Raw genomic sequence first — 13,967 nt, 5'->3', positions numbered from 1 at the left:
AGGAGGTCGTTCAGACTCGCGGACTACAAAGTCCGCGCTACTGCATTTCCACCCAGGCCGGGCAGTGGTCCGAATGCACTGCATCGGGCAAAAGACCCGCCCCCGTCAAAAGAGGTTGCAATGCCTTATCCGCCAGCCAGTGGTCGAGGCGCCAGCCCACGTTGCGGCCACGCGAACCAGCGCGGTAGCTCCACCACGAGTAATGTCCCGGCGCGTCGCCGTGCTGGTGGCGGAAGGTGTCCAGAAAGCCATCGGTCATGATATCGGCAAACCATTGTCGCTCCTCGGGCGTGAAGCCGGGCGTGTTCTGGTTAGCCTTGGGATTGTGCAGGTCGATGGCCGTCGGGCAGCAGTTGAAATCGCCACCGATGAGCAACTGGTGGCCCTGCTGCCGCAACTCCGCCACGTACTTGCGGAAAAATTGCAGCCACTTTAGCTTGAAAGCCTGCCGCTCGGGGCTGCTGGTGCCGGAAGGCATGTAGGTATTCAGCACCGATACGTCGTTAAAATCCAGCCGTAGCACGCGGCCTTCGTCGTCGTAGCAGCTTTCGCCGCAGCCGTAGGCCACGTTGGTGGGCTCAATCTTGGTAAATGTAGCTACGCCGCTGTAACCCGGCTTTTGGGCCGGGTAGAGGTAGGCGCGGTAGCCCAGCGCCTCGAAGCCCGACACGTCGAGCGGCGTGTTGCCGGCCTTGATTTCCTGCACGCACAGCACGTCCGGCTGCTCCACGGCCAGCCAGTCGAGCAGGCCTTTACTCACGGCCGAGCGCAGGCCGTTGAGGTTGTAAGAGATGATTTTCATTGCCATTCGTCCTGCGCGAAATATTCCAGAATCTGCCACTTCAGCATTCGTTCCTGCTCCTTGATGCCCGCGAAGGGCACCGGCTTCAGCAGTTTGTAGTGCGGCCAGCCGTCTTCGTCGGTATGCTCCAGCTCGTAGTAGCCGCTAAGGCTAAATAGCTTGCAGGTAGCAATATGCATCAAATCCTGCTTCTGCTCTTTGGTAAAGTCAGCCACGCCCTGCCCCAATTCCTGCACGCCGATGAGCAGCAGCAGCGCGTTCATGTCGGGCTTTTTGCCGAAGCGGGCCTTCATCTCGTTCATGAACTGCCACCAGCGGGCCTCAAATTCTACTTCGGTGTGCTCTTCAGCACTGTCCGGGAAGTGATTTTCGCTCATGCGGCGGCCTCCGTTTTAAGGATTTCCCAGTATTCCACCGCCCGACGAAAGTGCGGAATGACGATGCTGCCACCGATGAGATTGGCAATGGCAAATACCTCGTACACTTCCTCATCCGTGAGCTTTTCCTCGAAACACTTGCCCAGGTGATACTTCACGCAGTCGTCGCAGCGCAGTACCAGCGAGCAGGCGAGGCCCAGCATTTCCTTGGTTTTCACGTCCACCGCGCCCTCCTGGTAGGCGTTGGTATCGAGGTTGAAAAACCGCTTGATAACCTTATTGTCGGCCGCCATGATTTTCTCATTCATGCGTTGCCGGTAATCATTAAATTCTGTTACTTGCGACATTATCAGCGACAAGCCTTAGCTTGCCGAATAAAAGTTGACTAAACTGACGCCTTAGCCACTGCCAGTGGCTGGCTCTTGCAAAGAAAGCAGGTTTGCCGGGGCAAAAGTTTCGGCCTGCTCCTCTCCTACCGTTTCACTGCTGCCTCCGTCTGCCCATGCTTCGCTCTCTACTTACCGATTTCTGGGGTTTGCTATTTCCCAGCATGTGCTTGGCCTGCCGTGAGCCGCTGGCGCGGGGCGAGCAGCACCTTTGCACCAGCTGCCGGGTCGAGCTGCCCTACACCGACTACCACCTGCTGCCGTCCGCCGAAAGCCCGTTGGGCCGCCGCTTCTGGGGCAAGCTGCCCATCAAGCACGCCCTGAGCTACCTGCGCTTTCTGCGCCACGGCCGGGTGCAGCACCTGCTGCACCAGCTTAAGTACCAGGGCCAGCGCGAGGTGGGCACCGCCCTGGGCCAGCTCTACGGCGCCGAGCTGTACGCCGCCGGACTGGCGGCCGATTTCGACCTTATCATCCCCGTGCCGTTGCACCGCTATAAGCTGGCCAAGCGCGGCTATAATCAGGCTGCCGTGTTTGCCGAAGGCCTGTCGCTGGGCCTGCAGGTTCCCTGGAATGTCACCGCCCTGCGCCGCGTGGCCAACACCGCCACCCAGACCAAGAAAAACCGCCTGCAGCGCTGGCTGAACGTGGCCGAAGTTTTCGAAGTGCACCAGCCGCAGGAAATAGCCGGCCGCCGCATTCTGGTGGTCGATGACGTGCTCACCACCGGCGCCACCCTCGAAGCCTGCGGCGCGGTGCTGCTGGCCGGCGGCGCGGCCGAAATCAGCTTTGCCACCATTGCCTGCGCCGATAGGTAGCCAGGAACAGCGGATGGCGAACGGCTAGGCCAGCTGGTAGATAAACTCTTCTATCACCGCCTGCCGGGCATTGGCGGAGCCTTAGAGTGCTTTGGAATGCTCGTTAAAAAGCACGGGGGAGAGGCGCTGAATCCTGCACCTCTCCCCCTTATACTTTAGCACTTGCTACTTCTTCGACTGCGCCATCACCCACTCGCGGATGGCTTCTTCCGTCTCCGGCGAGAAGTTGGCCTGGGGCTGGCCGTTGACGATGGGCCACTTGGTAGGGTCGGGCTGGAAGAGATGGTTGACGCCGGGCATTTTCTTTACCGTCACGGCTTTGTTGAGCTTGAGGCCGCGCTCCAGGGCGTCGAGGTTGGGCTCGGCGGCCACGCTGAGGTCGGCGGTGCCGTTGAGCAGCAGCACGGGGCAGCGCACGGCAGTGAGCTTCTCGGCAGGGTTGAAGGCCAGGTAGTAGCGGTAGCGGGCCGAGGTCATTTCGGCGGCGCTGGTCTGGGCCGAGGCATTGTCCATGGAGGCGTTGTTCTGCTTCAGCATGTTGGCCACGATGGCCTGGGCCTGGGAATTATCCGGCGTCTGGCGGATGATTTCAAACATGGCCTGCTGGCGCTTGGTAGCGGCCTCCACCTGGGCGGCGGCGGTGCCCACGGCCTTGAGAGCGGTGGCCTGCTGCTGAATAGCCAGGTCCTGCCCGGTGAGGCCGTAGGCGGCCAGCGTCACCACAAAGGCGGGGGGCAGGGGCTGGGTGGCGGTGAGCAGGGCCACGTTGCCGCCCTCGCCGTGGCCGATGAGGCCGAGGTGAGCGAGGTCGATTTCGGGGCGGGTGCGCAGGAAGTTGAGGCCGGCCTGGGCGTCGCTCACCAGCTCCAGGTTAGTGTTGGCGGCGGTGCCGGTCGATTTGCCCACGCCGCGGTCGTCGAAGCGCAGCACAGCGATGCCGCGGCGGGTGAGGTAGTCGGCCAGCTGGCCCATCGGGGCGAAGTCGCCCACGGTGCCGTCGCGGTCCTGTGAGCCGGCGTCACTGATTAGTACCACGGCCGGGAAGGGGCCGGCGCCGGCCGGGATGGTGAGCTGCCCGCCGAGGCGCACATTAGCCACCATGTTGCTGAAGGTCACTTCTTCCTCGCGGTAGGGCGGGGTGAGGCGCACGTTTTTGGCCGTCATGGCCGGCAGGGGGGCAAAGACCAGCGTGAGCGGCACTTTGTAGCCGGGCTGCTGCCACACGCCCACCATCTGCTTGCCATCGGCGGCTACTTTGCCGGTGAAGCGGCTGTTGGCTTCCTCGGCAATGAGGTTGACGGTGTCGGCTTTGATGTTCACCTTCACGGCCATGCGGCTCACTTTCTGGAGCGGCACGTCGAGGGTGGCAAAGTATTCGCCGCCGGTGAGCTTCACGAAGCGGAAAATCACTTCGAGCTGGCCGCCGGGCACTTTCAGCTGGCCTTTCCAGAGGCCATCGAGGGGCGGCAACTCAGCCGGGGCCTGGGTTTTAGTGGGGGGGGGCGTGGCCGCGTTGGCCGGGGCCGCCAGGGTTAAGCAAAACAATAAGCAGCCCAAGAGGCCGAAGTTGCGGAAAGCAGTAGTAGTCATAGCGAACGTAATACGCCGAAAGATACTGCAAAGCTAGGGGAGCAGCCAGCGGCGTAATTCGTAAAGTAGCAAAATAAATACCTTGCCAACATTGCGACTGGCGCCCCAAAAAGTAAAAAATCCCCGCAGCCAGCGCTATTCGGTCACAAAAATCCGCTTCACCCGCTCGCTCACGTTCGTGAGCAACTCGTAGGGAATGGTGCCGATGCGGCCAGCCAGCTCCTTTAAGTCCAATCCGGCGCCGAAGAGCACGGCTATATCCCCGGCGCGGGCTTCGGGGATGGCCGTCACGTCCACCATGCACATGTCCATCGCCACGGAGCCCACGATGGGCGCCCGCTGGCCGCGCACCAGCACCGTGCCCGCCCCGCTGCTGAAGCGGCGGTCGTAGCCATCGGCGTAGCCGATGGCCAGGGTGGCGATGCGGCGGTCGTGGGCGGTGGCGAGGCCGCGGCGGCCGTAGCCCACGGTGTGGCCGGCAGGCAGGGTTTTGATTTGGGAGATGGTGGTGCGCAGCTCGCTCACGGGGCGCAGGGCGTCGGGGGCGGCGGTGTCGCTGGCATCTACGCCGTAGAGGCCGATGCCGAGGCGCACCATGTCGAGCTGGGCCTCGGGGAAGCGCAGAATGCCGGCCGAGTTGAGGGCGTGGCGTAGCACGGGGCGGCCGAGGGCAGCCTGTAACGGGGCAGCCATGCGCGCGAAGGCGGCCAGCTGCTGGCGGGTGAAGTCATCGTGGGCGGGGTCGTCGGCGGCGGCCAGGTGGGTCATCAGGCTGGCCACGGGGAGCTGGTGCTCTTGCACCAACGCGGCCAGGGCGGGAATATCGGCTTCCTCGAAGCCCAGGCGGCGCATGCCAGTGTCGAGCTTTAAGTGTAAGGGTGGGAGGGTGGGAGGGTGGGAGGGTGGGAGGGTGGGGTTTTCGGGGTTGGGTATTGGGTATTGGGTATTGGGTGTGGGGGTGAAGGTGGCCAGGTAGTCCTGCAGGCGCTCGAAGGAGTAGATTTCGGGCTCCAGGCGGTAGCGGTGGAGCAGCTCGAAGGAGTCGGGCGCCGGGTTCATCACCATGATGGGCAGGCTGATGCCGGCCTCGCGCAGGGCCACGCCTTCGTCGGGATAGGCCACGGCGAGGTAGTCGGCGCGCTGAAACTCCAGCAGGCTGGCTACCTCGTAGGAGCCGCTGCCGTAGGCGAAGGCTTTCACCATCACCATGATTTTGGTGCCCGGGCGCAGGCCCTGGCGGTAGTAGTGGAAGTTGTGGGCCAGGGCATCGAGGTTCACTTCCAGCACCGTGCCGTGCTGCTGGGCCTGCAGGGCCGCCACGATGCGCTCGAAGCCGAAGGCGCGGGCGCCCTTGATGAGAATGGTTTGATTGGCGAAATCAAGCGGGTCGAGCTGCGCCAGAAAGGCCTCGGTACCGGGGTAGGTTTCAGTTAAAAGTTTTAAGTTAAAAGTTAAAAGGGCTGCTTCCGATGGTTCAATGGAAGACGGAGCGATAGGCTCCGTGTCAGCTGCCAAAGCTTGCTGGCTGGCTTCCACCGCTTCTTTTAATTCTTCACTTTTAACTTTTAACTTATTCAACTTAACCAGCTCCGGCCCGATGCCCACCAGCCGCGTCACGCCGTGCTGCTGCAACAGGGCCAGCACCTGCCCATACAGCACCGCCGGGGGCAGGCCCGATTCCAGCACGTCGCTCAGAATCACGGTGTGGCCACCCGGCCTTGCCTGCCGGGCCAGGGCGGCCAGCGCCAGGGCCAACCCGGCGAGGTCGTTGTTGTAGGCATCGTCGAGCAGGTAGCTGCTGTGGCGGCCCTGCTTCATTTCGAGGCGCATGGCCACCGGGTGCAGGCGGCTCAGGCGGCGCTGGATTTCGGCGGGCTCTACCCGGCGCTGCAGCAGCACGGCCAGGCAGTGCAGCACGTTCTGGCGGGTGGGGGCGTCGGGCAGCAGCACGCTGAAGGTGTAGCGGCGCCCGTCGTAGCTGGCCCCGATGCTGTTGGCCACGCCGGGCGCGGTATCGAGCAGCTCAAACTGCACGTCGGCCTCGGGGTGCTGCAGGCGCGTCCAGCTAAAGCCGGGCAGGGCCAGCCTGGCCACGGCGTGGCGCACGGCCAGCTGGTCGTGGCAGTAGAACAGCCGCTCGAAGCCCGGGCCCTGAAACAGCCGCAGCTTCTCGTGCAGCTTCTCGTCTTCGGAGGCAAAGCCGGCGTCGTGGGCCGGGCCGATGTTCGTGAACAGCCCCTCGGTGGGCTGAATGACGGCCGCCAGCCGCGCCATCTCGCCCACTTCCGAAATGCCGGCCTCGAAGATGCCCAGCGTGTGCCGGCCTGGCGTGAGCTCCCATACGCTCAGGGGCACGCCCACCTGCGAGTTGTAGGAGCGCGGCGAGCGGCAGATGGCCTCGTCGGGGGCCAGCAGCTGGGCCAGCCACTCCTTCACAATGGTCTTGCCATTGGAGCCCGTGATGGCCAGCACCGGCCCCCCAAACTGCGCCCGCCGGGCCGCCGCCAGCCCCTGCAGCGCCGCCAATGGGCTGGCCACTGCCAGCACCCCGGCCCCCGGGTAGGCGGCCAGCCCGCCGGGCAGCTCCACGCCGGCTTCTATAATAAACAGCCGCAAGCCCTGGGCGTAGGCGGCCGGCAGGTAGCGGTGGCCGTCGTGCCGGGGGCCGCGCAGGGCCACAAAGGCCGCGCCGGCCGGGGCGCCCACCCGGCGGCTGTCGAGCAGCAGGTGGCGCACTTCGGCAGCAGGGTCGGCAGGGGCTTGCAGCAGGGTGCCGCCCAGCAGGGCGGGGAGGTCGGGAAAGCGGAACATGGGGGCAAAGGTCGGGGGCGGATGCGCAAGCGCCCGCCCGGCGCAGGGCCGGGCGGGCGCGAAAGAGGAGCAGCAGGCCAGCGGGTCGAACCGATGCGAAATCACACCGGACCGGTCTGCCATCGGTCCGAACCGGTTTTATATCGGTCGGGACCGGTCGGGGACCGGTCCGGATAGGTCCGGCATCGGTCGGGACCGGTCCCAGACCGGTCCAAATAGGTCCGGGACCGGTCCCGACCGGTCCCGACCGGTCCCGAACCGGTCCAAATAGGTCCGGCATCGGTCCCGACCGGTCGGGGACCTATCCGCAGCCGTTAGGCGCTGGGTTTGGCTTTCTTCTCGGCGGTTTTGCGTTGGGGGTAGCGCTTTTTCATTTGCTGGCGGGCAGCCTGCACGGCGGCCGTTTCGCCGTTGTCGCGGTTGATGTCCTCGTACACGTCATCGGCCGTCACCATCATGTCGGAGCCGGCTATCTGGGCCGTCTGGGTCACCTTCTGCGCCAGCGGGGCCAGGCGGGCCCGCACCTGGCTCAGCTGGCCATACAAAACGACGTCCTTTTCAAACTCCGCCAGGTCGAAGCCCCGGCGGGTGAAGTTGATATCGGCCCGCACGGCATCCAGGGCGGCTTAGGCAAAGGGCAGCCCATCGAAGCCCAGGTTGCGCAGGCCCCGGCTTTCCTCGGGCGTGAGGGTGAGCAGCCAGGGCATCTTGCTTTCGATAAGGGTGATGGCCGCCAGCACAGCCTGCAGGTCCTCGTCGGAGAATTCTTCGGAAATACGGTTACCGTTTTTCATTGGTAATGAGGTGGGAATTGGGAGTGGGAAAAAAGAAAAAAATCGGGGGCTTTGGCTACGCCGACTGTTGGTTTGATCTGCGGGCCCCGCGCCCCCAATTTTCTCGTGCAGCTTAGCGCTTCACCTCGATTTGCTCGCGGCTCAGCACTTTCGTGCCATCCATGATATGGAGGTAATAGATGCCGATTGGCAACGTGCTCGTGTCGAGCTGTAGCGCCTGGGTCGTGAGCTTGCCACCGGTCCGCTCGCGGCTAGTGGCATCGAAGAGACGCACTGTGAGAGCGCTGCTGCGGTTGGCAACGGTGGGGCGTTCCACGGTGAGTGTGCCAGTGCTGGGATTAGGGTAAGCTCCGCCCGCTGTGCGGCAGCCGGTGCCTTGATGTGGAATAATTACCTGCCGGGTGGCCGAGGCATACATACCATCACCTTCGCAGGAGTTATTGACTCGCACTTCTACGTTCATCACTACATCGTTGCAGCCTGGCGCCGCCGGGTTATTAAACTTGAAGCGGTTGGTAGTTTCCAGCTGCACTACGCCATTGAGCAGCCAGGTGTAGTCGCTGACTGGGCCGGTTTGCGACGCCAGCACAGTGGTTTGCAGGCTAGCAACAGCGCCTGTCACACTGGTGATTGCAACGGTCGAGCGAGCGCTGACCTCCAGTTGCGAGCCTGGCCGGTTCCCGATTGAGAATGGAACCAGGCCACAGGGAGTATGCAGCGAGGCCGTCAGTACATAACTTCCTGCGACCGAGCCTGCCGTTAGCGAAAAGGTGCGCGTACCCCCAACAATGGAGGCCGTAGTGATGACGCCCGACGCGGCTGTAACCGTCCAGTCGACAACCGCCGTGGGCGGAGCGCCCGTGAGGGTGAAGGTGCCGATGCCACCGTTCACGCAAATAGCGCGTGGGCCAATAACAGTATACCCGGTATAGGGCGTACACTCCGTCTGACCACAAGCCTGTGGATTGGTATTGCCATTAAAAGGCCGCTGCATTTCGTTGAAAATCCATTGGCTGTTGCGGGCCGAGAATTGTAGATGAAGCAGGTTGTAGCGGTTGCTGGTGCTGCTCACTCTCTCCTGCGCGATATAGCGGGCCACACGCGGGGGGCTCGGATTATTAGTCGCGCTATTGATGTAGTTGGCGTAGGCCGTTGCGGGGCTAACGACGGCCACGTCAAGGGCACTATAGCTGGGCACAAAGCACACATCGCCATTATACAGGTTCGTGTTGAAGAAGACTTTGTAAATACTTGACAGCCCTAAATTAATGTTTTGGGTACAGGGTGCCAGTTCTGCCGGATTGGTGGTACCGCCGGGCAGGGTCTCGTAAGGCAAGGTGTTAGCTGGCGACAAGGCCGACTCATTAATAAGGTCTGCATAAAGAGGGATACACACCTTGAAAATGCCGCGCCCAAAGCACAGGTCGTAACGCAGATACACCTGTAGCCGGCTAACTATTGCCCGTGAGCCGTAGGCGGGCAGGCCGTAAGCTGCCCCATTCGCAAACACGTTAAAATTGGCCAGGATATTAAGCGGAGGTGGCAATACCGACAGGGGGCGCATGAAAAACTCGGCCCGGGTTGTTGTCAGGGTCACGCCGACCGGCGTGTTCTGTGGCTGGCCACACTGCGACCCGTCGCTGGTAGCCACGATTTCATAAGCTGGCCGGAGGGGGTCAGTAGAGGCAAAGTCAATTATCTGCCGGTATTGGCCATTCAGGAAGGGGTCGGGCCGAATGTCGCCCCGGGGATTATAGGCGTTCAGGATAGAAAGCTGCTGTGATGCCGGCTCATTCAAAATTCGCACAGCGGCCTTGGCAGTGCCACTGAAATCGGTGAGGGCCTGTCCGAAGATGCCCGGCACATCAAGTGCCCGCGACAGTGACTGCGTACCTACCGGGCTATAAGCACCGCGTTGCGGGCTGTCGTGCAACACCAGCAGTCGCACCTGCGGGTTTTCGTTGTTGCGCACCATCTGTGCCAGTCCGTAGCGCGAAACCAGCCCGCCCATCGATTGCCCCATCACCACATTTTGTTCTGTGCTGCCGGCTAAGGCCTTACGAGCATTCACCCAGCGCACTACTTCCTGAAAGGCCACCGCATTGCGACGAATGTCGTCGGTGTTGTGCTTAAAATCAATGTAGACTAGGTCGTACTGGCCGAGGTTGTGCAGCGCATCATTAAAATCGTAAGGCACCGGCTGGTTACTCACCCGGCCTAGAAAACTGTCGATGGTATTATTACCGTTGTCGCAAGCTACCAGGGAAGGGGCATCCTCGTTGAGAATGGTAAACACGTTGTACTGCTCAACAATAATAAACGGTTTAGTCATAGCCGTGTGTCCTCGGCCGTAACGGACCGATACGACCACCCCATCATGCGCCCCAGTGGCAGAATTAATAGGTAGGGTAATATCGTCGAGGGGACCATAGCGGGCTGCTACGTTCACCTGTAGTACTTCCAGGTCAAAATGGCTTTCGAGGCTAAAGCCAACGGCGGGCGGTGCTGCCGTTGGGGCGGCCGCTCCATTAGGAACTGCTTGACGCAATCCTGACCCTCCATTACCATATACCACCTTCACGCGAATATGCTTGTGGCCAGTGCTGGTGTAAGAAGTACCCACTGGCTGGTTCCAAGCGGCCGGTACATAGCCCCTGCCATCGTCAAAGTCTAGGTAGAGAGCTGATACAGCTGTGCCACTATTAGTAAGGTAAAGGTTGCGTCGGAATATAAACGAAGCAGTTCCCGTACGCGACACCGAATAGAGTGGGGCAGCAGCAAACAGCGTAGCGCTTTGATAGGGGCTTTGAGTACGCCCAGCTACGTCAAACAGCTGGTTATTCTGCATTCGGAGTAGATTTTTTTCCAAGGCATCGACTCTGACACGGTTATATGTCATGTACTGCACCGTAATGGGATTGGGCGCGCCAGCCGGACCTTGGCGCAGCGCATTGAGACGGCGGTTAAGCTCGGGCAGTAGGGGTAGGGTGTCAGTACCCGTCACACGGGCCGAAAAAATGGTGGCTCTAAGGTATCTAAACACATCTAAGTCGGTGCGGTTGCTATCGGTTAGCACTCCGTTGTAATGACGCAGCCCTAGCAGTTGCTCACCATATTCCTCTAGGTAGCTAGTAGGCACCTGTGTTTTATCAACGTTGGCAAATACGGTGTTGAGTTGTGTGCGTACGGCATCAGGCGCTTGGCCTCTTGCCATCAGGGTGAGCAGCAGAAGCACTGCTAGTAATGATGAGGAAAATCGGGTCATTTGATGAGAATAAATGATGCAAGTGGTAATGGATATCGCAGTTAGCAATCCTAAGCTGAGTAGAATAGCAAGTATGGTCCTACGATTTTAGACCTGCGGTAATAGGGTTAGGTTTATGAAAGATGAGAAGCCTGTTTTTTTTAGGTCATACAGTAGTTGTTCAGGAGTGAAAGCAGTATCTGGCACCTTGCCTACTCAACACAGTACTTGGGTTGAATAGCACAAAGATGCTTGCCATACATGCACTCAAAAAAGGAAACTATTGTGCTAAATGAGACAGTTGCCTTTTCTAATATGGTCGGGTTAAAAGGATGATGATTCTATAATAAATTATAAAAAACGCCCTGCTTATCTAACATCGTATTTGGCAAAAGCTCCTCATAAACTGGCTGCAAGAGGATTTTTGGGCGTCGTTCATGCTTTTCCAAAAACCGTTGATTTTATGACATCCGGTTTAGGCGTGTAGTAAACTTACATGTTTTATTAATAATATAACCAAAAAATATAAATTTAATTAATTGTGCATAAAAACAAAACAACTATATGCGTGCTTGGGCTTCCCGAATGATGTTCTACAGCTCTACCTCCACCACATAAAACACCCGCGCCGCCCGCCCCTCAAACTGCGCCGGAGCCAGGGCCTGGGGCAGCTGCTGCACCGCTTGCAGCAGGGCCGCGCCCAGGGCCGGGCGCGAGGCCAGCAGCAGCTGGGCCTGGGCGGGGCGGCCGGTTTCGTCCAGCTCCACGTAGGCTGCGGCGCTGCCCCGCAGGGCGGGCTGCTGCAGGCGCAGCTTATCGGTAAGGCGCTGGCTGAGCGCCGCCGCCGTGCCCGGCCCGGCCCCAAACACCGGCATAAAGTCGGCATAGGCCAGGGCCGGGGAGGTGGCCACACTGCCGAAATACACTGGCAGCACCACGCTGCGGGGGCCGCCGGGGGCCAGGGCCGGGCGCCAGCGGGGCATGGCGCGCAGCACTTGGTGCAGGGCGTTGACGGCGTCGGGGTTGGCCTTGAGGTCCGGGGGCGAGAGTAGGGGGGGGCAGTTTCCCAGAGGGGCTGGCCGGTGGCGGGGTGCAGGCCGAGGCGCACCAGAAAGCGGCCGTGCAGTTGGGGGTAGTCGGTGTGGCGGGTGCCCCAGGCCAGGTAGCGCCGCAGCGAGTCGGGGCCGAAGGGGAAGAACGGGCCCTCGTAGGGCTGCCCGCCCGGCACCGTGCCCTGCAACGGAAACACCACCGGCACCGTGAGGGCCACCCGCACCGGGCGCCCCTGCTGGCGCCCCGGCTGCTCCCAGGCGGGCAGGGCCGTCACCACCCGCAGGGCCTCGGCGTCGAGGCTGGGATGCAGGCGCTTGAGCACCTGGGCCTCCGTCACCCGCCCCTGCGGCGTGAGCACGAAGCGCACGAACACCCGCCCGCTCAGGCGCTGGTGCAGGGCCTCGGCCGGGTAGCGCAGGCTGCGCTGCAGGTAGTAGGGCAGCGAGTCGAGCCCGGCGCCGCGGAAGTCGGGCATCTGCTCCACGTAGTCGTAGGTGATTTCCGATTGGGCGCGGGTGGCGAGGGGTAGCAGCAGCGTCAGAAAGCTGGTGAGGGCGAGGCGAAAGGGCAGGGGCATAGGGCCGCAAGATAGTGCCTCGCGCCCTCACCCCACCCCCCGGCCCCCTCCCCTTCGGGAGAGGGGGGAGCCTGACGGATTTCTGACAAAAACACCATCGCGCAAGACCGGCTCTCCCTCTCCCGAAGGGGAGGGGGCCGGGGGTGGGGTGCTACACCAGCCCCCGCACCCGCTCGAAGCCCGTGCCCAGAATACCAGCATCATCAGCCCCCAGCCAGTCCTGCAGGATGGTGGCGTAGATGCCCCGGAAATCGACCTGATGGCGCAGGTCGCCCTGGTCGAGGTTGGCCAGGTCGGGGGCGGCGTTGAGGATGCCTTGCCGCCGCAGGCTGCCGCCGAGCAGCAGCACGTTGTTGGCGGTGCCATGGTCGGTGCCGTGGCTGGCATTCTGCCCCACCCGGCGGCCAAACTCCGAGAATACCAGCACGAGGGTGTTGGCCCATTCGCCGCTCTGCGCCAAGTCGGCGGCCAGGGCGGCGAGGCCGTCGGAAAGCTGGCCCAGCAGGCGGCCCTGCTGCTCCTGCTGCCGCACGTGGGTGTCGAAGCCCGCCAGGGCCAGGTAGTACACCCGCGACTCGACGCCGGAGTTTATCAGCTCGGCGGTGGTCTTCAAACTCTTGCCAAACTCGCCGGCCGGGTACGCCGTGGCCGACTGGTAGATGCGCGTTTTATCATACAGGTACTGGGCCGAGGACGTGGTCTCGGCCAGCGTTTGGTAGAGGTAATCAACCTGGGCGGCGTGGTGCTCGTGGGCGTGGTCGGCGAGGTGGGCGGCGGCTCCGGCTCGGCTTTGGGTCAGGCGGTGCAGCTTGGCGGGGTCTTTCAGGGCCAGGCCCTTGCGGGTTTGCCCTTTGAGGGCCAGGCTGAGGGTATCGTCCAGTTCCAAGGCATTGTAGGGGTGCGGGCAGTCGGCGCAGGCCGAGTCGAGGTAGCGGCCCAGCCAGCCCGTGCTCCAGGTCTGCTCGGCCGCCGAGCCCGTCTGCCAGATGTCCATCGAACGGAAGTGCGAGCGGTCGGGGTTGGGGTAGCCCACGCTGTTCAGCACCGCCACCTGGCCCTGGTCGTACAGCCCTTTCAGCCCCCGCATGGCCGGGTTAAAGCCCAAATCCTTATCCAAGGCCAGAATCCCGGCGCTTTCCTTGATGCCCAGCGTAGGCCGGGCCTGGTAATACAGCTCGTTCTTATACGGAATGATAGTGTTCAGCCCATCATTGCCCCCGCCCAGCTGCACCACGATGAGGCGGCGCCCCCGGGCATCGCGCAGCCGGGCCAGGCCGGGCCCGGCATCGAGGGCGTGGAGGAGCGTGGGAACGAGCAGCAAGCTGCTGGCCAGGGCGGAGGAACGGAGAAAGGTGCGGCGTTGCATAAGAAGTGGAAAAGTAGAACGATAAACTCCCCTCCCTGGAAAGGAGGGGATGTGAGCTGCGCTAAGCAGCGAACGGGGGTGGTTGAAACGGTCGCGCCGTCAGGGGCGGAACCTCACCCCCTGACCCCCTCTCCAAAAAAGAGGGGGCA

At 62.0% G+C, this 13,967-nt stretch carries 11 protein-coding genes and 1 pseudogene; 1 reads left to right on the top strand and 11 read right to left on the bottom strand.

The window, feature by feature from the left end; all coding sequences use genetic code 11:
- Nucleotides 1-37 precede the first annotated feature (37 nt).
- Genes Q5H93_RS00115 through Q5H93_RS00105 form a run of 3 tightly spaced genes read right to left on the bottom strand, consistent with a single transcriptional unit; the run spans nt 38 to nt 1,526 of the window.
- Nucleotides 38-802, bottom strand: a complete 765-nt coding sequence (locus Q5H93_RS00115) for an exodeoxyribonuclease III (RefSeq protein WP_305004433.1) — start codon at nt 800-802, stop codon at nt 38-40.
- Nucleotides 799-1,179 carry a hypothetical protein gene (locus Q5H93_RS00110; protein ID WP_305004432.1) on the bottom strand — a complete coding sequence of 127 codons (381 nt, stop codon included), beginning with the start codon at nt 1,177-1,179 and terminating at the stop codon, nt 799-801. Before Q5H93_RS00110 ends, Q5H93_RS00115 begins: the two co-directional genes overlap by 4 nt.
- Complete coding sequence (locus Q5H93_RS00105; RefSeq protein WP_305004431.1) at nt 1,176-1,526, bottom strand: carboxymuconolactone decarboxylase family protein; 351 nt, start codon at nt 1,524-1,526, stop codon at nt 1,176-1,178. The genes Q5H93_RS00110 and Q5H93_RS00105 overlap by 4 nt, the downstream gene beginning before the upstream one ends.
- Before the next feature lie 155 nt (nt 1,527-1,681).
- Between Q5H93_RS00105 and Q5H93_RS00100 the strand changes: the two genes are divergently transcribed.
- Nucleotides 1,682-2,383 (top strand): ComF family protein, encoded by a 702-nt coding sequence (locus Q5H93_RS00100; RefSeq protein ID WP_305004430.1) that lies wholly within the window; start codon nt 1,682-1,684, stop codon nt 2,381-2,383.
- 165 nt (nt 2,384-2,548) lie between these two features.
- Here Q5H93_RS00100 and Q5H93_RS00095 read toward each other — a convergent pair whose 3' ends face one another.
- From Q5H93_RS00095 to Q5H93_RS00060, 8 genes and pseudogenes are all read right to left on the bottom strand, one after another.
- A complete protein-coding gene (locus tag Q5H93_RS00095; protein ID WP_305004429.1) occupies nt 2,549-3,973 on the bottom strand; it encodes an alpha/beta hydrolase family protein in 1,425 nt (474 codons plus the stop codon).
- A gap of 135 nt (nt 3,974-4,108) precedes the next feature.
- Nucleotides 4,109-6,784: an alanine racemase gene (alr, locus tag Q5H93_RS00090; RefSeq protein WP_305004428.1), complete on the bottom strand. Its 2,676-nt coding sequence runs from the start codon at nt 6,782-6,784 to the stop codon at nt 4,109-4,111.
- A 314-nt stretch (nt 6,785-7,098) separates the two neighbouring features.
- A complete protein-coding gene (locus tag Q5H93_RS00085; RefSeq protein WP_305004427.1) occupies nt 7,099-7,395 on the bottom strand; it encodes a hypothetical protein in 297 nt (98 codons plus the stop codon).
- A 15-nt stretch (nt 7,396-7,410) separates the two neighbouring features.
- Nucleotides 7,411-7,578 carry a hypothetical protein gene (locus Q5H93_RS00080; RefSeq protein ID WP_305004426.1) on the bottom strand — a complete coding sequence of 56 codons (168 nt, stop codon included), beginning with the start codon at nt 7,576-7,578 and terminating at the stop codon, nt 7,411-7,413.
- A gap of 112 nt (nt 7,579-7,690) precedes the next feature.
- Nucleotides 7,691-9,910 carry a T9SS type A sorting domain-containing protein gene (locus tag Q5H93_RS00075; protein WP_305004425.1) on the bottom strand — a complete coding sequence of 740 codons (2,220 nt, stop codon included), beginning with the start codon at nt 9,908-9,910 and terminating at the stop codon, nt 7,691-7,693.
- A 1,505-nt stretch (nt 9,911-11,415) separates the two neighbouring features.
- On the bottom strand, nt 11,416-11,805 hold the full coding sequence (locus tag Q5H93_RS00070; RefSeq protein WP_305004424.1) for a hypothetical protein: 390 nt from the start codon (nt 11,803-11,805) through the stop codon (nt 11,416-11,418).
- A 317-nt stretch (nt 11,806-12,122) separates the two neighbouring features.
- Nucleotides 12,123-12,350 (bottom strand): annotated as a pseudogene (locus tag Q5H93_RS24095) (energy transducer TonB); the annotation flags it as partial.
- A 253-nt stretch (nt 12,351-12,603) separates the two neighbouring features.
- Nucleotides 12,604-13,818: a DUF1501 domain-containing protein gene (locus Q5H93_RS00060; protein WP_305004422.1), complete on the bottom strand. Its 1,215-nt coding sequence runs from the start codon at nt 13,816-13,818 to the stop codon at nt 12,604-12,606.
- Nucleotides 13,819-13,967: the final 149 nt, after the last annotated feature.

The sequence above is a fragment of the Hymenobacter aranciens genome (assembly GCF_030580865.1).
GTDB classification, from domain to species: domain Bacteria; phylum Bacteroidota; class Bacteroidia; order Cytophagales; family Hymenobacteraceae; genus Hymenobacter; species Hymenobacter aranciens.
This window is presented reverse-complemented; position numbering and strand designations above follow the sequence as displayed.

What these genes read in the sequence shown, in the direction of transcription:
- Q5H93_RS00115 (WP_305004433.1), bottom strand. Translation starts at nt 802, where the DNA reads ATGAAAATCATCTCTTACAACCTCAACGGCCTGCGCTCGGCCGTGAGT.
- Q5H93_RS00110 (WP_305004432.1), bottom strand. Translation starts at nt 1,179, where the DNA reads ATGAGCGAAAATCACTTCCCGGACAGTGCTGAAGAGCACACCGAAGTA.
- Q5H93_RS00105 (WP_305004431.1), bottom strand. Translation starts at nt 1,526, where the DNA reads ATGTCGCAAGTAACAGAATTTAATGATTACCGGCAACGCATGAATGAG.
- Q5H93_RS00100 (WP_305004430.1), top strand. Translation starts at nt 1,682, where the DNA reads ATGCTTCGCTCTCTACTTACCGATTTCTGGGGTTTGCTATTTCCCAGC.
- Q5H93_RS00095 (WP_305004429.1), bottom strand. Translation starts at nt 3,973, where the DNA reads ATGACTACTACTGCTTTCCGCAACTTCGGCCTCTTGGGCTGCTTATTG.
- alr (WP_305004428.1), bottom strand. Translation starts at nt 6,784, where the DNA reads ATGTTCCGCTTTCCCGACCTCCCCGCCCTGCTGGGCGGCACCCTGCTG.
- Q5H93_RS00080 (WP_305004426.1), bottom strand. Translation starts at nt 7,578, where the DNA reads ATGAAAAACGGTAACCGTATTTCCGAAGAATTCTCCGACGAGGACCTG.
- Q5H93_RS00075 (WP_305004425.1), bottom strand. Translation starts at nt 9,910, where the DNA reads ATGACTAAACCGTTTATTATTGTTGAGCAGTACAACGTGTTTACCATT.
- Q5H93_RS00070 (WP_305004424.1), bottom strand. Translation starts at nt 11,805, where the DNA reads ATGCCCCGCTGGCGCCCGGCCCTGGCCCCCGGCGGCCCCCGCAGCGTG.
- Q5H93_RS00060 (WP_305004422.1), bottom strand. Translation starts at nt 13,818, where the DNA reads ATGCAACGCCGCACCTTTCTCCGTTCCTCCGCCCTGGCCAGCAGCTTG.